Origin of the sequence: Nitrospira sp. (assembly GCA_029194675.1) — a bacterium.
In the GTDB taxonomy this organism is placed as follows: domain Bacteria; phylum Nitrospirota; class Nitrospiria; order Nitrospirales; family Nitrospiraceae; genus Nitrospira_D.
In genome coordinates this window covers 1,673,393-1,692,121 of the sequence record JARFXP010000001.1, presented here as the reverse complement: position 1 = coordinate 1,692,121, position 18,729 = coordinate 1,673,393, and the positions used below count along the sequence as shown (strand labels likewise).

Below are 18,729 nucleotides of genomic sequence, written 5' to 3'. Positions count from 1 at the left end.
CTATTTCATTTTTTAACGCGGCTTCGGCGTCGCGGTGATATGGCCCGGGATGTCGGGAGCCGGGGCCGGCGTCAAGCCATTGGCGTTCCGGAAGGGATCTCCGGGCAAGCCGACGGGCGGCGGCCCACCGCTCAAGAGAAACCCCTTGATCAACACGCGGGGGATGTGCAGTTGCACCAGACGCACGACATGGTTCTGTCTTTGCGCGAAGAGCTCGTCCTGCGCCTCCAGCACCGCTCGCCAGTTCGCCCGATTCTCTTGATAGCTTTTGAGCTGGGCGGTGTAGCGTGTTTCGGCCTGCGGGAGAATGGCGCTCTGCAGAGCCCGCACGTACTGCAGCGAGGTCAGATACATCCCGAATGCATCAGCCAGCCGGCGCCGCAAATCCAATTGCATGCGTGTGATTTCGTACTGTGCATTCTTGAGAGCCGCCTTGGCTTGCTGAATCGTGCCCTGGTTCCGGTCGAAGATCGGCAGGTTGATGGACACATCCACATTAGCCACATTCCAGGGCCCAGGTCCCGCTCGGGGGGCCCCTTCGTGGTTCACGCCGCCGCCCGCGACGATCGTGAGGTTAGGGATCGGCTCGACCTGTTCCCGCTGGACCTTGATGTGATCGAACTTCACGAAGAGCTCCGCATGCGCCAGCTCGGGACTTGCGTCGAGCATCCGCTCCAGTTCCTTGTCGAATTCGAGCGGCGGCGTCAGGTCTGCTTCGAGGTTGTCTTCCAGCGGGCTTAGGGGGAGCAGCTTCCCGATGCTGGTCACGAGATTCTCCCAATGCATGCGCAGGCTGTTTTCCGCTTCCAGGACCTTCCACTCCCGTTCCTGCAGGACGATCTGAAGGTGCTGGACAACGGCGCCATCGACAACGCCTTTGTTGAACCTTCCCTGCGCCATGACGAGCTGATCCTGCGCCCATTGAAGGCGCTCCTTCTGGATCTGCAAGATGCGTTGCGCGCCGAGCACGGTGAAATAGTTGATCCGCATGCTGTTAGTCACCCTGAACATCTGCTCGAGTGCCTCGATTTCCGCCAACGAGGCGCGCATCAAGAACTTCTCGCGGCTCAGGCGCAGCTTGCCCCCGGAGATGAACGTTTGTTGCGCGTAGCCGCCGATGAAGATGGGGCCGCCGGAAGGAAGAAAGAACTGCACGCCTGAAAAACCCAGGATCGGATTGGGGTAGAGCCCGGCCTGCAACACCTTGGCTTCTTCCGCCTCCACATGCCCGACCGCTTGGGCGAGGGTGGGATTGAACCGAAGCGCCAGATTGCCCAACTTCTCCAGTGTGAACGGCGGGGTCAGCAGCTCCGCTTCTTTCTGCGGATCGACCTCGCGGGCCTGCAGAATCTGTCCGGAAGGTGACTGCCTGTGCGGGCCGCCGCCGAATGTCACAGTCTGCGCTTTGGCTTTGTCATTGATGCGCGCCCCTTCCACCCCGTGATGAGGGAACTGACAAGCAAACATTCCGCAGAGAAGGGGTATGGTCATTAGGCCCCGTGACAGCCGGCCGATAGGCCGGCTGCCAACACAAGGGTGCAGAGTCGAGCGCCGAACAGGCATGGACAGCGTCATGATGTCCTCCCTGAAACCGTTATCAAGCGTCGTGATGACCTGGGTTGTCAATAGTGGACGCCATGAGTTGCCGCCTCACGCCGCCAGCTGTTGACGAGCCCACTGCTGGGCAAACACCGCGGGCGAGCAATTTCCCAGCCTGGAATGCCGACGCTGACGGTTATAGAAGAACTCGATGTACTCCGTGATCTCTCGCCGAGCCTGCTCCCGTGTTTCATACCGCCGGTGGTGCACCAGCTCATTCTTGAGCGTTCCCCAGAAACTCTCCATCGGCGCGTTATCATAGCAGTTGCCCTTCCGACTCATAGACGGGGTCAGGCCGAACTGCCGCAATTGCGCTTGATAGTCCTGGGCACAATATTGAGAGCCGCGATCAGAATGATGAATGAGCCCCGGGGCCGGGCGCTTGGTGTCGAGAGCGTTCCTGAGCGCCCCCTGCACCAAGTCCGTCGTCATCCGCGCCCCCTCGCATGCCCAACCACCTCACATGTATACAGATCTTTGATCCCCGCCAGATACAACCACCCTTCTGCGGTGGGGATATACGTGATGTCGGTGACCCAGGTCTCGTTCGGGCGCGTGGCGACAAACGTTTGGGCCAAGACATTCTCCGCCACCGGCAGCGAGTGCTTTGAATCCGTCGTGGTCGTGAACCAGCGCACCTGTTTGCAACGTAGTCTCAGTTTCTTGCGTAGCCGTTTGATGCGTCCGACCCCAGCGGGGAACCCATCCTCACGCAATTCCGCTTGGAGACGTTCCGGCCCATAGGTCTGCCGGGTGCGCACATGCGCGGCCTGGATCGCCACTTCTAGGCGCGCGTTCTCCTGAGCGCGCTTCGAGGGACGGCGCGTGCGCCAGGCATAGTACCCACTTCGGGACACCTCCAGCACCCGACACAACACACTCAGGGGATACTGGGGCCGCAGCGTCCTCATGAGCGCGTACCGGGCAGCTGCGCCTTGGCAAAGTACGCGGTGGCTTTTTTTAAGATGTCGCGCTCCATCCGCGCCTCGGCCAGGTCGCGCTTCAGCCGAGAGACCTCGGCCTCCAGCTCTGTCACGGGCCGTCGGCTCTCCCCCAGCGTCGCGAGCTGACCGCGCCGGGCTCGACACACCCAGTTCTCGAGCGTCTTGCCCGACATGGCCAGGCGTCTTGCTACCTCTGGAATCGTCAACTTCTGTTCCAGGACCAGCTGCACCGCTTGCTCACGGAACTCCTTCGTATACTGCTGTCGCGGAACTCGTTCCATCTCACACCTCCAGACCTCAGATCATAGGTTGAAGGCGTCCACTTTTTCGAGCCTAGCACATGATGCCGAACAGGGGTGATCCGAGCCTGATTCACGTCATCCGATGACTGGGGATTCATGCTAATACTCCTCCACGTCCCGTCCATGGATGGATTGCACCGGTCGAGCATTCTCTCCGACAATGTCCGCCAACCGCTTCTGTTGATCGGCAGATATCTGAACGGGTTTTTCCAGCAGAATCCACTGCACTCCCTCGGTACAAGGCGGTGTGGTTAAGGAACCCTTGTACGTATAATGGTGAGTATTTGACGGGAGAATCTCTGCGACGTTTATGAAGAGCGGTGTGAACACCTTGGTCGTCGTTTTAGGCATCCAGTTCCAGATATTGGCGATCCAAGGATTTGCGGCACCGAGCTCCAGAAAGACACTGACCACGACGATATGCCCCCTAGGATCCTGGTGCACGAGATGAAGCTCCATCGGGTAACGGACTCCCTCAATCTCGTGTTCACTGGGGTCATGAAAATGAAACTGCCGAAGGCGGTAAGTCCGGTCGTTCACATGCAGCACGCTGTACGATTTATAGTCCACTTGGATGGTATGACCGTTGTTGGCGACGTGAACAGGAGTCGGTTTGTAATCGAACGCCAGCGTTTCTTGCGTATTGGAATGGTGAGGCGCGTGGATATTGATGGGCGATTGCTCAGAGCCGGCTTCGCACGTCATATATTGCGGGCTCAACATGGCCCAATGTTTAGGCCCTTCGATCCCCCAATAGCCCCAATGACTCTGTAGGCGAGCGTCCTGTTGTGTCTTGTCCATCTTGTCCCAGTCGCCTGCCGGTGATCCTCGCGACGCTGGAGCCGTATCGAGCTACGGTCCAGGGTGCGGCGGTCGAATCCACTTATAATTGGTACTGGTTGGTTGATGGCCTCATGGACGCCGGCTACCGCGTGCACTTGGCCCATGCGCCCGCGCTTCCACAGTGTAGTGGGCTCAAGCACGTTGACGATCAGCACGATGCGCAGTGGTTAGCCCACCTGCTCCGCCTGGGCATCCTTCCCACCGGCTATATTGATCCCAAGGCAGAACGGGCCATCCGAGATCTGCTCCGCAAACGCAGTCAACTCGTCCGACACAAAACCATGGTGGTGCTCAGTCTGCAAAGTCTGCTCACGCGGCTCACCGGGAGCCGCCTCTCTCTGCCGCGACTCCGGGCACTGACCCCCGAACACATTCAGACCCTCGTGCCGTTTCCCGAACAGGTGCAGGCAGTCATGAGTTTGTTGGCGGTCCTGGCGTGTCTGGAGCACGAGGGGCGTACGATCGAGAACCGAGTCCGAGAAGCCGGGCGGACCCAGCCCGGCTATGCGCTGTTGCAGACCGTCCCCGGCATCGGCCCCATCTTGGCGGGCACCATTCTCTTGGTGTGCTAGGCTCGAAAAAGTGGACGCCTTCAACCTATGATCTGAGGTCTGGAGGTGTGAGATGGAACGAGTTCCGCGACAGCAGTATACGAAGGAGTTCCGTGAGCAAGCGGTGCAGCTGGTCCTGGAACAGAAGTTGACGATTCCAGAGGTAGCAAGACGCCTGGCCATGTCGGGCAAGACGCTCGAGAACTGGGTGTGTCGAGCCCGGCGCGGTCAGCTCGCGACGCTGGGGGAGAGCCGACGGCCCGTGACAGAGCTGGAGGCCGAGGTCTCTCGGCTGAAGCGCGACCTGGCCGAGGCGCGGATGGAGCGCGACATCTTAAAAAAAGCCACCGCGTACTTTGCCAAGGCGCAGCTGCCCGGTACGCGCTCATGAGGACGCTGCGGCCCCAGTATCCCCTGAGTGTGTTGTGTCGGGTGCTGGAGGTGTCCCGAAGTGGGTACTATGCCTGGCGCACGCGCCGTCCCTCGAAGCGCGCTCAGGAGAACGCGCGCCTAGAAGTGGCGATCCAGGCCGCGCATGTGCGCACCCGGCAGACCTATGGGCCGGAACGTCTCCAAGCGGAATTGCGTGAGGATGGGTTCCCCGCTGGGGTCGGACGCATCAAACGGCTACGCAAGAAACTGAGACTACGTTGCAAACAGGTGCGCTGGTTCACGACCACGACGGATTCAAAGCACTCGCTGCCGGTGGCGGAGAATGTCTTGGCCCAAACGTTTGTCGCCACGCGCCCGAACGAGACCTGGGTCACCGACATCACGTATATCCCCACCGCAGAAGGGTGGTTGTATCTGGCGGGGATCAAAGATCTGTATACATGTGAGGTGGTTGGGCATGCGATGGGGGCGCGGATGACGACGGACTTGGTGCAGGGGGCGCTCAGGAACGCTCTCGACACCAAGCGCCCGGCCCCGGGGCTCATTCATCATTCTGATCGCGGCTCTCAATATTGTGCCCAGGACTATCAAGCGCAATTGCGGCAGTTCGGCCTGACCCCGTCTATGAGTCGGAAGGGCAACTGCTATGATAACGCGCCGATGGAGAGTTTCTGGGGAACGCTCAAGAATGAGCTGGTGCACCACCGGCGGTATGAAACACGGGAGCAGGCTCGGCGAGAGATCACGGAGTACATCGAGCTCTTCTATAACCGTCAGCGTCGGCATTCCAGGCTGGGAAATTGCTCGCCCGCGGTGTTTGCCCAGCAGTGGGCTCGTCAACAGCTGGCGGCGTGAGGCGGCAATTCATGGCGTCCACTATTGACAACCCAGGTCATGGAAGCCGGCGACATGCGGCGGTTTGCGACCGTCGGGCACTTCGCCTCCTATTGTCGCTGCGTCGGCAGCGAGCACGTGAGCAACGGTAAACGCAAAGGGGCAGGCAATACAAAAAACGGCAACAAGTATTTGAGCTGGGCGTTTATTGAAGCGGCTCACTTCGCCATTCGCTATGAAGGCGTGATTCGGAAGTATTATCAGCGGAAGCAGGCGCGGACGCATCCGTTGGTGGCGCTCAAGGCCGTGGCGCATCAATTGGCGCGGACCTGTGATCACCTGTTGCGCGAGCAGGTGTCGTTCGATCTGGCGCGCGCCTTCGGCTGACCGTGAACGGAGCAGGGGTGGAACTGGGAGCTCGCAAAGGGGTTGGGGCTCGATCCCGCACTCCCGATTCGCTTCAGTTGCCACCCCGTCTTCTCCCTTGCCTGTGGTGTGGGGGACTGGGACGCCTCGGTCATGAGCCAGCACGGGGGTGGCGCCAGCCCGCTGGCAGCCAGACATCCTGTGCCTCTATCCGGTGGACGTGACCGGGAACCGACGGTGGTCTGGGGCACGACGTGCCAGGGGTTGGAGTCGATTCTCCATGAGGCTCGCTCCTGTGCCTTGATCCTGATGGGTGACTGGTGCGGCTCAGCTGAGAGCTAACACCACTGACGAAGACAACCGGGATGCGACGGAGTCACGTGACCGGCATGGCGAGGAGAGACATCGTCTGAGATCTTGCCCCCTTCGCAGAATGGGAGGGGCACGATGGACTGTGCCCGCTTGACCGGAGCCTTCGAGATGGGCGACCCTTTGTTTGATGCGGTAGGCCCAGGTGGCTGAGGATCTTGACGATCACTAGCGGAGCTTCGATGCCTGTCCTGAGCCTGACGAAGGGGCGGCGATGATCTTCAAAGCGCCGCTGCAGTTCGGGCAGTGTTCGATGTCGATGTCGAAGACCCGTTTGAGCAGCCGGGCCCAGCTCATGCGCGGCGCTTCTCCCTGGGCAGACGCGTGATCGGTCGGGGGCGCGGCGGCACGCTCTGCCGGAGCGGGAACGATTTGACGGCGCAACTTCGCGTTGGGCGCCAGCACGCCGTGGAAGCGGATCAGATGTAAACGCGGGCGCGGCACCAGGGCCGCCAGACGCTCCATGAACTCCAGCGGCTCCATGACCATATGGGGGGTGCCGTCTTTGTAGGGACTCTTCAGTTGCAGCACGACTTGGCCGGCGTGATTACGTTTGAGCCGTTCGTTAGCGATGGGCGGCCGGGTGATATAGCGGCAGAGCTGTTCGAGTTCTGCGCGCTCATCGGAGCGCCAGCGCAGCGCCGCATGGAAGCTAAAGCCGTGCGCGTTGACTCGCAGCTCTGGGCTGGACGGCCTGGTTACGCTCGGCAGGCTTTGCAAGCTCAGCACTTTTTGACCGGCGCGCGGACCCAGCGCAATACGATAGGCGCACGAGGCGGCTTGCAGGGATTTGAGCGCCCCATCGGTGTCCGTTTCGGCGAGGTACGTCTGGTCGGTTTCCTTAATGAGAGCCCCCAGGCGCGTCAATAGGCGCATGGTGCGCGTGATGATCTTGGCGAGTGGAAATTCAAGCTCTTCCACCGTGGGAGGCGCCGCCTCGTAGACCGCCGCGCCGTCGCGGTTTAAGTACACACCGTCGAGCACCACTGTGAAGAGTGACGTTCACGCGTGACATCGTAGTGATGCGGTCCTCGTTGTAGCTGACGTGGGCCGTCCACAGGTGCAGCCAGCTGCGCGTGACGGTGAAATCATCGCGTGTCACGTGAGTGCCCGCACCGAGCAGGTCCATGCCCTTCGCCGCTTCGCTCACATAGTTGCAGAACTCGTCGCGGCCGCCCTCGAAATCCGCCGGCGGATCGGCGCTGTGGTCCTGGGTGGAAACTTTCAGGTCGTCGTGCAGGCGTGCACAGTATTCCTTGCCCTGAGCCGACAGCGAGAGATGCTCGAGGTCGTTCAGAAATCGGTTTGCACCGGATTCGGACAGGTTCACCGCGGCGGTGCCGTAGGTTCCGGCCAGTGCGATCACCAGCTACATCACGATTTTCTTCATGGGGCTGAATCTGCGCGATTTCACGCGGAATCGCGCTGTCGCATTTCACGCGGCGTGCGCAATATCACAGTGCGCGGACGACAGGGATGTCGGCAAAGGTGTGTCAGAATTTTGTAGCGAATGGACTCGCGCCGCGCCTACACACCAATCAGACCCGAACATAATGAAGTGCGCAATTTGCGACATTGGAAACAGTGTGAATCCCGGCACACTATGTACGGATCATGGTTAAGCAAACTGCATACGCGCACCTGCCCGAAGCGGCCGGTGACGCAGAAGAAACGGTCCAACGAGAGCGGAGTCTCAGAAAAATGCGTAACGACACGGCTGCCAGCGGCGAATTCCGGATCAATCTCCCGCCCGATGTGCTGGCGGAAATGCGCCGTCAGAACACGAATCCGCGCGCTGCAATGCAAGTTGACGGCTTCCGTCGGGGGATCTTCGGCCGCCCGATCAACCTGGTGACCGGCCGCCGCCGCTAATCGCTCCTGCCGCGCCAGGCTGGCGAGGTGAAACCTCGCGCTAGCTTGCGCGGTGAAAAAGATAGCGGCTCGTCAGCGGTAGCCACCGCTGGAAGACCTGCAGCGAAATCGCCTTGCTTGCCGGGATTTCTTCGAGTGCCTTGCGCACCGGTGATTTCTCCTGGAACGTCTTTTCGAGCCAACCTCCGAACGTCGTTTGAACCTTCGGAGCCGGACTCAAGGCACCGTTCGCGGCAGTGGCCTCGGCCTCGAGCTTCGAAACCAGCTCCGACGCCAATCGTGGATGGCTCGTGAAGAACGCGAGCTGAATCAGGCAGGCTCGATGCGGGCTCGAGGCATCCTCGGTCACGAAGTCCGTTCGCTCGATATCCGGAAGACTCGCCTTCAGCAAACGATACGTATTGACGAAGCGCTTGAGGGCGCGCGGCCGGTCGCTGAGCAGGTCGGCAATCTCACCGACGAATTTTGCCTCTTCGGGAAGTATCTTGAGCGGGTCGGGTCGCTCGCGCGCATAAGCCACCAGTGTGTTGAACGCGCCTGCCTGGGCGGGTTGATCCTCCTGCGCCGTCGCGGTGTGGTCGGCACCATTGCCAGTTGCCCTGGCAGCGGGAGCCGCGGTTGGTCCGAGCAGGGAGTTGACCAGGGTCGCTCGAGTCTGGCTCTCGATCGGCGACATCCAGATGGGAATCTGGAAGATCTTTTCCAGGTAGTCGCCGACGGTCGCGGTCGCTCCGGTCGGTACCTGGCCACTGGGTGCATCTTCGTCAATGAACATCTGCTTACGGGCCTCGCGCAGGCATTTCTCCACCCAGCGCGGGTCCACCGCCACGGCGCAGACGAACAGAGGGAACGCCAGCAGCAGGTGCACGGCTTCGAGTACGGCAAGCACGGTGCTTTCCTTGCAGCGGTCGAGATCGTCGATATAGAGCACGATGCGATTGATCGAAGGTTTTCCTTTCGAGTTGTCCGTCGCAAGCCATTCCCGATTCGCGTCATCGATCAGCTTTGACAATCGCTCGATATCCCGGCGCACCAGGGCCAGGAATCCGAGCTGCTTGCGGTATTCGTCGGTACTCGCGCGTTCCGTGATGAATTCCTCCAGCAGCAGCGCGCTCGACAACCGTTCGAGTTCCGCCTCCGCCGCACGCACTTTCTTCTCCGCTGTGACGCGTTCGAGCAGCCGTGCGTCATGTACCTGCGCACGGGCTGCAAGGTTGCTGGCCGCGAGATTCATTGCCGTCTCGCATTCTGCGAGATTCTTGCGGCGCGTCTCGAGATCGGCGCTGAGCGCCGCAATCTTTTGCTTGGCGTTTTCGGTGAGGGCTAGTTGCTGTTGCTGAATGTTCTTTCGAACCTCCTCCGCGCGTCGGTCCTGCTCGGCATCGAGCGCCGCGAGCTTCGCTTCGAACTGCTGGCGACTGCGCTTGAATACATCCAGGGCACTGCCGAGCGCGGTGACAATAGCCGCCACGGAACCCATCAAGGCCGACCATTGCGCTTCGAGCACATCCTTGAGCGTCAACACCAGGGGCACCAGCAGGCAGAGGGCGATGATCACGAGGCCTTTGGTGCTGAAAACCCGGCCGAAGAATTCTTTCCAATCGAAGACCCGATTGCGCGCGTCCTCGCTGGCGCCCTGAACTTTCGCAAAAAACGGCGCGAGCGGGCCGAACGCCACGGCAATTACGGCGTTGGGGTCGACGTGGCCCGGTTCGAGCCTGGCTGCCTTCAATGCGTCATCGAGTTTGCCGAGCTCTGACTTCAATGCATCGTTCTCGATCTTGATTTGCTGTGCATGCTGGTCGACCTGGTGCTTCGCCACCGCGGCATCCCTTGCGGCGTGGGCTACGTTCGTCTTGGCGGTTTCGACGTTCTGTTTCGCGGTTGCGACGGTCGCTTCGACCGTAGTCAGATCACTGTTCAGTACCTTGAGCTGCATCAGCATGTTCGCGCGCCGTGCGTCGAGCTCCTTGTCGCCGTCGTTGGGCAGGATCCGGAGATTGCGGAACAGCTGCTCGACGAGACTCGCGACGAGATTGCCCTCGTTGTAGTGCCAGGCGTTGAACTCCACCTGTGCTATTTCGCCGAAGTAGAGAGGTGCATCCTCCGGTTTCGCGGATTTTTTCTCTCGTTTCTCCACCCACGAGTCGATCCGGTCCTGCTCGTCCTTGCGGAGCCCAACGATCCGCTTCTGCAGGTGACGCATGAAGAAGCTCTTGCCCGAGCCCCAGGGGCCGAACACGCCGATGGCGAGCGGCGTCACCGTGCGCGTGGAGGCCATGAGGAGCGCCAGCGCATCGACGCTGCGATCGATGCCCAGGAGGTCTTCCTGCGTGTACACGTCGGCGCTGAACGAGGTGAGCGGTACAGGCGCGGCGCGATCCGCGTATCGCATCCAGTAAGTCCGCTCGACTGGAAACTGTCGCGCCATGTCCGAGCCCACGGCACGCGCCCAGTCGAGTCGATCGATCTGGAAATCGGCGAAGTCCTTCAAGTGCCATTTTTCGAGAATGGGGTAGGCCGCATTGAGGTGCCGGATGTCGAGAACCGGGCCGGATGTCGCGCGCGCAATTCGCTCGGTTTCCTCGAGAGCCTCGCGCGCCGACATCGAAGCGAGGTAATCGCCCCTGAGCGTGCCTTCGTTGAGACTGCGAAGCGATGCCTCGTTGTAGGCTCGCTTGCGTGCAATGGCCTCGAAATTCACCCCCTGCAGAGACTTGAGCTGCGTTTCGAGGCGTTTGTCCTCGTCGACCAGCATCGCTATCAGCAGCGTGCTGAATTGAAGCGGTGGTTCGGAAGTTGGAGCAATACTGGCCGCGCGCACCAGAACGCGCGCGAGCTGCGCCGACACGACGACGGGATAACGCTTGGGCTGCGCAAGCCGGACACCTTTCTCCGTATCGAAGACCAGTGTCACCGCATAGGTCTTTGGAGGATCGGTAGTGGGCGCAGGTTCCGCCGCAAAGTCGTCATCCGACGTCTGGTTCGGCACGCCTTTGGAAGGCGGGGGCACAGTCTGCTTAGGCGCTGCCATTTGGCCCTCCCGTGGGCGGCAGTGGCTGTGGCCGCAGTTTCTCCCGATTTCCTTACCGATGCCATACGCCATCGCCTGGAGAAAGTAGGGATAGGATTTTTAAACGGCCTTTTCTATGGCGGAGCTATAGCCCAAGACCAGGAGAGGTGTCAATTCTTTTTCTGCGTGATGAAAAACCCACTATTGTAGCGCTCCGGCTCGGCGGGGGAGTAGTCGGTAAGCGCGCGAAAGATTCCTTATCGCGTCGCTCGCTCGGACTGCGGGCGAGCGGCGCCGTCGGCTTGCGTTTGGCAGGCGGTTTTCGGCTGTTAGATTGTCTAGAATAGCTTGACTCGACGAGGGGCACGCGGTGGGGCGCGGGCGGGTAGGCCCAGGTGGCTGGAGATATGGGTTGTCATACATCCAATGGAAACAGCGGATTATTGGGTGCAGCAGAAAGGAACGGTCGCTAACGGCAAGTGAGGGAATTTATAAAGGGTCGGATACCTTTGTCTGATCCGAATTGTTCCGATTGTGAAGCGTAGGGAACGATCGATCAGTCGGGCGATTCAAAATGACAGCGCAGTCTTCTGGCAGCCCGTCGTAGAGGCTGATCGAGAGACCAGAGTGTCGCCTGCCGGAGCATTGTCGAGGCGAGGAGATGTACGTCGATCCATCCTAAACCCTGTCCGAAGAGCTTATGGGTTGCGATAAAAGTCAGGAGTTCCTGATATTCAATGATGGGCGTGGTAGGCAACGCGGCCAGAGACTCGAGCACCTCAGATCGATGTTTCAAGTTGCCGCAGGCAATTTCCCCGATGACGAGCGGGTGGCACATGACCAGGTCATCGTCCAGCAGCCGTCGGAGGGCGAAGGAATTGGTACGAAAGTGGTCGATCCACAGGGAGGTGTCGACCAGAGTGGGCATACCTAGGCGGGGCGACGCCGGCGGATGCCTTTCAATTAGGGTTCGCTGCCGCCCAGTCGAGCAAGCCGCTTCGCGGCTTCGCGTGAAATAAGGGTTTCGAGTCCGAAGCGTACGAGTTGCGTCTTCTCCTGAACGTCGGTCAGTTGTCCAGGGCGTCTGAGGAGCTGGTCGTCGATGTTGCGCGTAGTACGACATATGCGTGTCGCTGAGCGGCGCGACCGAAGACGCTGTCGGCCGGATAGGCTTCATCGCGCACTCGTTTGTTGGCTGCGATATCCTTCTGCTATTCGGCGGCCTCTTCGATCACATTCACGGACAACGTGTGGTGGACGTGTTGATTTTCTCCACAGTAAGGTTTAGCAAGTGGATGCCTATGCATCAGTTATCGACAAGCCTGGCTATAGCGCGTTTGCTCATACGGGATTACAACAGATGCTGACGAAGCGCGGCGTTGAAACACTCATTCTAACGGGCGTCACCACAGAAGTGTGCGTCAGCTCGACGTTGCGTGCTGCAATCGACCTCGGCTACCGCTGTATCACTGTGAGCGATGCCTGCGCTTCGGGTGATCCCGACCTACACAAAGCTTCATTAGCCATGATCGGCGTGGAAGGCGGCATCTTTGGCGAAGTCGCCACAACCGCCGAAGTCATTGAGCGGCTTGCTCCACGATACAGATTGGGTTGGTCAGCAGCTGATAATTAATCCGAGACTCGCTGAATCGTCGTGGCATATCCGTCTTCCGAAACGTAAGCCTTGACCTGATCTTTGACCGCCATGTAGTCCATCTTGATTTGCTCGTCTACACGGGCGCATGTCGTTTCTCCTTTATGGACACATACTTCGCGCTATGCCATGATCCTACCGGTGACCTGTTTTAAGAACGATAAAATGGATCACCGCAACGTCAGCCTTCTCGCCTCGACTCAGTTCATCCATCATCACCTGCTTTGGTTTTTGATCGGCGCGTATGCCATTTCCGCCATGTGGCCGACAGCCGGCCTATGGATTCGGAACCTTACGTTTGGTGATCTTCAAATCTTCAACGAGCAGCTCCATGTCTCCTTACTCCTGCTTCTACTGGCGACATTGATGTTCAACGCGGGACTGGGCGTCAAGACCTCGCACCTCACAGCTCTGGCCCAGAAAACCAAGGTATTGCTTGCGGGGCTCACCGCGAATCTCATCATCCCCATGGCCTATATCTTTCTGGTCACCTTCATCATGCGGCTGTGGCACAACCCGGTGGAAGCCCAACACATCTTGATCGGGCTGGCGTTGGTGGCTGCCATGCCGATTGCCGGAGCCTCAACTGCCTGGGCCCAGAACTCCAATGGCAATCTCGCATTGAGCTTGGGATTAGTCCTCGCCTCGACCGTACTCAGTCCTGTGCTGACGCCTATCGCTCTGTATGCATTCGGAGAGATGGCCACGGAGGAATATGAGACGGTTATACACCATCTCGCCGCGTACGGATCGGGGGCATTCCTGGGTCTTTGGATCGTGTTGCCTTCTCTCCTGGGCCTTGGTGTGCGCTTCGTTGTGTCTGAAACTCACCTGACGGCGATCATGCCGTTCCTCAAATTGATCAATTCCATTGTCTTATTGTTGTTGAACTATTCGAACGGGTCAGTGTCACTTCCCCAGGCAGTAGCAGACCGAGATTACGACTTCTTGGCGGTGACGTTGGCCATCACGGCGGGCCTCTGTTTCACGGCATTTGCATCTGGCTATGGGTTGAGTCGACTCTTCAAGGTCGATGATGCTGAAGGGATCTCGCTGATGTATGGATTGGGGATGAATAACAATGGGACTGGATTGGTGTTAGCTTCGCTTGTCCTCGCCTCGTATCCCCGTGTCATGGTGCCGATCATCTTTTACAACCTCGTTCAACACCTGGTGGCTGGTGGGGTGCATGAGGTCGTAGAGCGAAAGGTTGTGCATCAAGCAGCAAGAGGTACCTAATCAGAACCCCATCCGGCGATAGCGCATGAAAAGATGTTCCGCTTTCTGCCCATGGATCCGCCGCACAATCGGCTCGTTCCGTTGGGCGATGGTCGCTGAGACATGCCGATCATGCCCACATGTCCTCATCGCTTCTCGCCCGCCGACTTGAGATCGTCCGAACAACCGGTGTGTCGGCGCCTGGGTTAGTCGCTTGACGTCGACACGGATGAAGGGATTCGGGACACCATATTGGTCCTCATGACTTCTTGTGCCAGCGATTCTGCGTCCATCAATTCGTTGTCATAGACGTCGGTCTGATATTCCTCGCTGTCGGCTTTCGCCAGAGACGACCAGATGGATTGCCCGACATCGCTGACGCGGATTTTGGTGACCGTTGACAGGCCGGGCCTAATCGGATGCTCTCGCAGTTCTTCGGCTTCCAGCGCGATCCGTACCGGTACTCGTTCGATGATGTGGATAAAGTTGCCGGTGGAGTTGTCCGGCGGTAAAAGCGCGAACGGACTACCCGTGCCTGGTACCAGCCCTTCCACAGTGCCGCGAAACGTGTGTTTGCCGCCGTGGAGGTCCACGCGCACTTCGGCCGGTTGACCCGGTCGGACGTTCCCCAAGTCGGTTTCTCGCAAGTTGGCTTCCACCCAGAGATGGTCCAGCGGAACGATCGTCATGAGGTTCGTGCCGTGCTTGACCCGTTCGCCGACCTGCGCCTTACGTTTCGCCACGTATCCGGACGCCGGCGCTCGGATCTGCTGTCGCGCATATTCGAGATGGGCATGGATGAACTCATGCTTCGCCAGCTCGACTGTCGGATGTTCCATCACTGTCGTGCCGCCGATCTGAGCGTCGAGCGCGTCGTATTCAGCCTGTGTTTCCCGCACATCCGCTTCCAATGCCCGCAAGTGATCCTGCGCATTCTGGAGAATCTGCTTCGACACGGCTCCGCTGGGCACCGCTCGACCGTACCGATCCATGTCGTGGCGGATCACGTCGTATCTCGCCCTGCGAGCCGCCAATTTGTCGGCCAATTGCCGTTGCGTGATGAAGAGCGAGTTGATGCGCCGGACCGCGTCGCCGAGTCGACCGCGCGCCTGTCCCAGCGCCGCAGTGGCTTCGTTCGCATCGAGACGGACCAGCACATCGCCTCGATTCACGAACTGAGTTTCTTCGAACAGCACCTGCGTGATGATGCCGTTGGCCTGCGCGGTGACCGGCACGAGGTTGCCGGTCACGTAGGCATTGTCGGTTTGAACCCAATGCCGGGCCGACGTCCACCAATATCCGCCATAGGCGAAGCCTGCCAGACTCAGCACGAGCGCCACGATCAACAGCCGCCGGGTGCGTTGTGCGTGCAGCGACTCTTCAATCAGTTGCGGGGACGGTGGGGGAATGGAATGGCTGTCGCTCATACGTTCAGCTCGTCGGCTCCTTCGGCTTCTTTTCGACATCGGGATTGTTGTATCCGCCGCCTAATGCTTCAATGAGATCCACCACCGCGACGAGTTGATCGCTCTCCAGCGCCCGCAGAGCATATTCCTGTTCCAGCACCGGGTAGCGATGGCGGAGAACTTCCCGGTCGTCGTCCAGTCCGGACACGACCCGTACTTTTGCGAGACGCCACTCCTCACTGAGCGACGTCACCAAGCGATGATGCGATTCCAGCATCTCGCGCGTCGCCTGCCACGCGCTCAGACTGTCCGCGACTTCCCGCAAAGCGTCGAGCAGCGTGTCGTTGTACAGTTCCACTGCGGTATCGTACTCCGCCCGGCGCGTCGCCAGTTCGCCTCGCAAGCGGCCGCCTTCAAAGATCGGCAAGCGCAGGCCCGGGGCGATGCCGTAGGAAAAGCTCTGTCCCGAGAACAGGAAATTCGCCAACTTATCGGCACCTTTGGTGAACGTCAACGCATTGAAGCCGACGAAGGCGGTCAGATCGATCGTCGGGTAGAACTGCGTCCTTGCGACCTTCACCACCCGAGCGGCGGAGTACGCGCGATACAGTGCCGCGGCCAAATCAGGCCGGTGGACCAGCAATCCGATCGAGAGGTGCTCAGGGACGGGCACCTGCTCAGGAATGGTTGGGGAAGAAGCCGTGAAGAGGTGTCGACCGTCGTCCGGCCCTTTGCCCATGAGGCGGGCGAGCAAATTACACTGAATGTCCAATTGATCGTGAACCGAGGCCTGCCGTGTGACCGCCGCTTCGTAGTCGGCGACGGCTTGCTTCACCGCCAGGTCATTATCCAATCCCAGTTTGGACCGGGTCTCCGCGAGAATCCGAAGCCTGCGGCGTAGATCGACGATGGCGTGGACCAATTCCAGCTGACGATGAAGCGCATGACCGCGGAAGTAGGCACGTGCGATGCCGGTGGTCAGGCGGAGTCGGACTTCAGCCAATTCCGCTTCTTCGGCTGCCGCATGCCCGAGCGCCGCTTCGAGCGTCGCGCGATATTTGCCCCAGAAGTCGAACTCGTACCGAAACGTGAGCGGGTTGATCATGCCGAGCAGAATGCGTTGTCCCGCGGTCTCGGCATTCAAGGCAGCGAACACTCCGTGTTGCGAGATGCGCTCGTAGGTCAACGACGCGTCGGCATCCAGGAAGGGAAGAAGGCGTGCGCCTTCCACACGTGCCAGCCCTTGCGCTTCCCGTAAGCGGGCCGAGGCCACCTTGAGCCCCGGGTTGTCGCGCAGCGCCGTCTCCATCAGTTGGCTGAGCTCGGCGTTTTGGAATTGTTCCCACCACCGATCGTCGGGCCATTTGTGCAACCGGTTGGTCACTTCCTCAAGGGTTTCCTGCAACTTGGGCGACACCATATGAGTAGCAGGCGGATCGCCCTTCGGGATCCACCAACCACAGCCGGTGACCGCGAACATGACCGACAGGCACAAGGCCGAGACGTATGGGGGGATGGTCGGTCGGCCTTGGATCATGGTTGCTCCATCAGCTCTTCCGCCTGCAACTCGCGCACGGCTTCCGCCTGCTTCAACAGCGGCACGCGGCTGGAATGCGCGAACCAGACCAGCGCCGCAATCCCCAGACAGAGATAGCTCGACAGGAGGAACGTGTCATTCAAGGCGAGAATGCCGGCCGCCTGCTTGATCGTCAGTTGCACCTTGCGTTGGATCATGGCGGGATCGAAGCCGAGTGCCTCGAGCTTAGCCGTGAACTGATTGAGCGCGTCATACGAAGCCGAGATTCTCCCGCCGAAATGGTCGCTGAGTTGCAATTGATGAAAGGGGAGACGGCGGAAGACGACGATCCCTTGCCAGGTAATCCCCACCGCGCCGGACGCGATGCGAAGAATATTGGCCGTCTCCGCCGCGCGAAGCATTTGCTCACCCGAAAGGCCGTGCAACGTCAACACGGTCAACGGCGTGAAAAACGAGCCGAGGAACACCCCCTCGAGCGCCATCGGCCAAAAGATCTGATCGTAGGAGTGGGGATCGTCGTAGAGGCCGATCCAATAAAACGTGGCGGCGAATCCCAAGCTGTTCAAGCAGGCCAGCCATCGGACGTCCAGCCGTTTTGCGATTTCGTGCATCAGGGCGATCATCGGCATGCCCAGCAGAATCATGGGCAGGAACACCAGACCGGCCAGCTCGGAGGAATAGCCCAGCAACAACTGCAGTTGAACGACGAAGAGGGAGAGCAATCCTTGAATCGAAAGGAAGCCCAGACCGAGACAGAGTAAGCCGATCGAGAAATTCCGATGCGCGAATAACCGAAGGTCAATCGCCGGACGGCGTTCTCCGAGCTCCCAGACGATCCAGACCGGGACAGTCACGATGACGACGACCAACATGGCACGTAAAAGCGGATCGTCGAACCAATCAAAATCGTTTCCTCCGTTCAAAATCGTCTGAAGGCTACCGAAGATCACAAACAACAGGACAAATCCAACGAGGTCGAATGGTTCATGGCGAACATCATGACGTCTTCCATGGAACAAGGTGGCTGCCAGGGCGGCGATCAATATCGCCAGGAAGATGTTGAGGTAGAACAGGGTGCGCCAGCCCCAATGATCACCCAGCCAACCACCGGTGACCAGCCCCAACGTAAAGGGCGTCAACGTGAAAAGCCCCCAGATTGCCAGACCCAACGACTTCAGGTGATCGGGATACTCCTTGATCAGCAAGGATTGGCTCAGGGGCAAGGTGACGCCGCCGGCGAGACCGAGAAGGACGCGAGCCGACACGAAGCCTTCAATGCTGTCGGCCGTCGCGCAGAATGCGGATGCCACTGCGTAGGCGATGAAGGCGACGCTAAAGACGCGTGGTTCTCCATAGCGGTCGGAGAACCAGCGGGCGAGGGGAAAGCCCAGGGCCAGGGCGATCATGAAATTCGTCTGCGCCCACCGCCCGAAACTGACCTGCACGCCGCCCAAGCCTCCTGCCGCGTGCGGCTCCAGCGCCACGTACGATCCGGCGTTGAACAACACCACGATGTGGGCTAGGCCTAAGACGAGGTTGAGGAGGATGAAGTGCCATCCGAGGCAGCGGCTCTCTGGATAATCCCGTGTCGTCATAAGAAGGCTCGTTCAACAGAACGTGGTGTGCTCGGTTACTCATCTGCTGAGGTCTCCGGCACAAAGGCCAACTGTGGTGCGTGAGGCAGCCTCAATATCAGAAGCTGTGCATAAGCAAGGAATGTGCCTCTTCAACCATATAGTCTCAACCTATTGAAATTTCAGGGCTGCGAGGGATTATCTTCCTAAACCGAAAAAGAAAATTACTGAGAACCCACGATACGTCGCGGTTC

17 protein-coding genes and 1 pseudogene are annotated in these 18,729 nt (G+C 59.6%); 7 read left to right on the top strand and 11 right to left on the bottom strand.

Annotation, left to right across the window (positions count from 1 at the left end; translation table 11 throughout):
* Window positions 1-12: 12 nt before the first annotated feature.
* The 3 genes and pseudogenes from P0120_08250 to P0120_08240 all read right to left on the bottom strand — a co-directional run bounded on the left by P0120_08250 (window position 13) and on the right by P0120_08240 (window position 3,646).
* Window positions 13-1,575, bottom strand: a complete 1,563-nt coding sequence (locus P0120_08250) for a TolC family protein (GenBank protein ID MDF0674319.1) — start codon at window positions 1,573-1,575, stop codon at window positions 13-15.
* Between the two features lie 75 nt (window positions 1,576-1,650).
* Window positions 1,651-2,824: pseudogene (locus P0120_08245) on the bottom strand (IS3 family transposase).
* A gap of 120 nt (window positions 2,825-2,944) precedes the next feature.
* Window positions 2,945-3,646, bottom strand: coding sequence for a carbonic anhydrase family protein (locus tag P0120_08240; protein MDF0674318.1), 702 nt, complete (start codon window positions 3,644-3,646; stop codon window positions 2,945-2,947).
* On the opposite strand from P0120_08240, the gene P0120_08235 reads away from it, so the two are divergent.
* The 4 genes from P0120_08235 to P0120_08220 all read left to right on the top strand — a co-directional run bounded on the left by P0120_08235 (window position 3,634) and on the right by P0120_08220 (window position 6,174).
* Window positions 3,634-4,260, top strand: coding sequence for a transposase (locus P0120_08235; GenBank protein ID MDF0674317.1), 627 nt, complete (start codon window positions 3,634-3,636; stop codon window positions 4,258-4,260). The two genes, P0120_08240 and P0120_08235, sit on opposite strands and share 13 nt — an antisense overlap.
* Before the next feature lie 52 nt (window positions 4,261-4,312).
* Window positions 4,313-5,487 (top strand): IS3 family transposase gene (locus tag P0120_08230; protein MDF0674316.1). Its coding sequence is split into 2 segments (ribosomal slippage): window positions 4,313-4,589 and window positions 4,589-5,487, totalling 1,176 coding nucleotides; the frame shifts between segments, so codons are not numbered across the junction.
* 39 nt (window positions 5,488-5,526) lie between these two features.
* Window positions 5,527-5,853: a transposase gene (locus P0120_08225; GenBank protein ID MDF0674315.1), complete on the top strand. Its 327-nt coding sequence runs from the start codon at window positions 5,527-5,529 to the stop codon at window positions 5,851-5,853.
* 132 nt (window positions 5,854-5,985) lie between these two features.
* Window positions 5,986-6,174, top strand: a complete 189-nt coding sequence (locus P0120_08220) for a hypothetical protein (protein MDF0674314.1) — start codon at window positions 5,986-5,988, stop codon at window positions 6,172-6,174.
* A 195-nt stretch (window positions 6,175-6,369) separates the two neighbouring features.
* Here the strand turns inward: P0120_08220 and P0120_08215 are convergent, their stop codons facing one another.
* A complete protein-coding gene (locus P0120_08215) occupies window positions 6,370-7,122 on the bottom strand; it encodes a transposase (protein MDF0674313.1) in 753 nt (250 codons plus the stop codon).
* Complete coding sequence (locus tag P0120_08210; GenBank protein ID MDF0674312.1) at window positions 7,109-7,567, bottom strand: hypothetical protein; 459 nt, start codon at window positions 7,565-7,567, stop codon at window positions 7,109-7,111. Before P0120_08210 ends, P0120_08215 begins: the two co-directional genes overlap by 14 nt.
* 248 nt (window positions 7,568-7,815) lie before the next feature.
* Here P0120_08210 and P0120_08205 point away from each other — a divergent pair, with 248 nt between their 5' ends.
* Entirely contained in the window at window positions 7,816-8,073 is a 258-nt protein-coding gene (locus tag P0120_08205; GenBank protein ID MDF0674311.1) for a hypothetical protein, read from the top strand.
* 40 nt (window positions 8,074-8,113) lie between these two features.
* Here the strand turns inward: P0120_08205 and P0120_08200 are convergent, their stop codons facing one another.
* Together P0120_08200 and P0120_08195 are read right to left on the bottom strand one after the other, a co-directional pair.
* A complete protein-coding gene (locus P0120_08200) occupies window positions 8,114-11,107 on the bottom strand; it encodes a P-loop NTPase fold protein (GenBank protein ID MDF0674310.1) in 2,994 nt (997 codons plus the stop codon).
* Between the two features lie 535 nt (window positions 11,108-11,642).
* On the bottom strand, window positions 11,643-12,263 hold the full coding sequence (locus P0120_08195; protein MDF0674309.1) for a type II toxin-antitoxin system VapC family toxin: 621 nt from the start codon (window positions 12,261-12,263) through the stop codon (window positions 11,643-11,645).
* A gap of 114 nt (window positions 12,264-12,377) precedes the next feature.
* Here P0120_08195 and P0120_08190 point away from each other — a divergent pair, with 114 nt between their 5' ends.
* A complete protein-coding gene (locus P0120_08190) occupies window positions 12,378-12,719 on the top strand; it encodes a cysteine hydrolase (protein MDF0674308.1) in 342 nt (113 codons plus the stop codon).
* 162 nt (window positions 12,720-12,881) lie between these two features.
* Window positions 12,882-13,979 carry a bile acid:sodium symporter gene (locus tag P0120_08185; GenBank protein ID MDF0674307.1) on the top strand — a complete coding sequence of 366 codons (1,098 nt, stop codon included), beginning with the start codon at window positions 12,882-12,884 and terminating at the stop codon, window positions 13,977-13,979.
* Here P0120_08185 and P0120_08180 read toward each other — a convergent pair whose 3' ends face one another.
* From P0120_08180 to P0120_08165, 4 genes are read right to left on the bottom strand one after another with little or no spacing between them, the layout of a single operon-like run.
* Window positions 13,980-14,108: a hypothetical protein gene (locus P0120_08180; GenBank protein MDF0674306.1), complete on the bottom strand. Its 129-nt coding sequence runs from the start codon at window positions 14,106-14,108 to the stop codon at window positions 13,980-13,982.
* Between the two features lie 56 nt (window positions 14,109-14,164).
* Window positions 14,165-15,385 carry an HlyD family secretion protein gene (locus P0120_08175; GenBank protein ID MDF0674305.1) on the bottom strand — a complete coding sequence of 407 codons (1,221 nt, stop codon included), beginning with the start codon at window positions 15,383-15,385 and terminating at the stop codon, window positions 14,165-14,167.
* A 4-nt stretch (window positions 15,386-15,389) separates the two neighbouring features.
* Window positions 15,390-16,901, bottom strand: a complete 1,512-nt coding sequence (locus tag P0120_08170; GenBank protein MDF0674304.1) for an efflux transporter outer membrane subunit — start codon at window positions 16,899-16,901, stop codon at window positions 15,390-15,392.
* The gene (locus P0120_08165) at window positions 16,898-18,496 is read right to left on the bottom strand and encodes a DHA2 family efflux MFS transporter permease subunit (GenBank protein ID MDF0674303.1); all 1,599 of its coding nucleotides are present in this window, start codon (window positions 18,494-18,496) and stop codon (window positions 16,898-16,900) included. The genes P0120_08170 and P0120_08165 overlap by 4 nt, the downstream gene beginning before the upstream one ends.
* Between the last annotated feature and the right edge of the window lie 233 nt (window positions 18,497-18,729).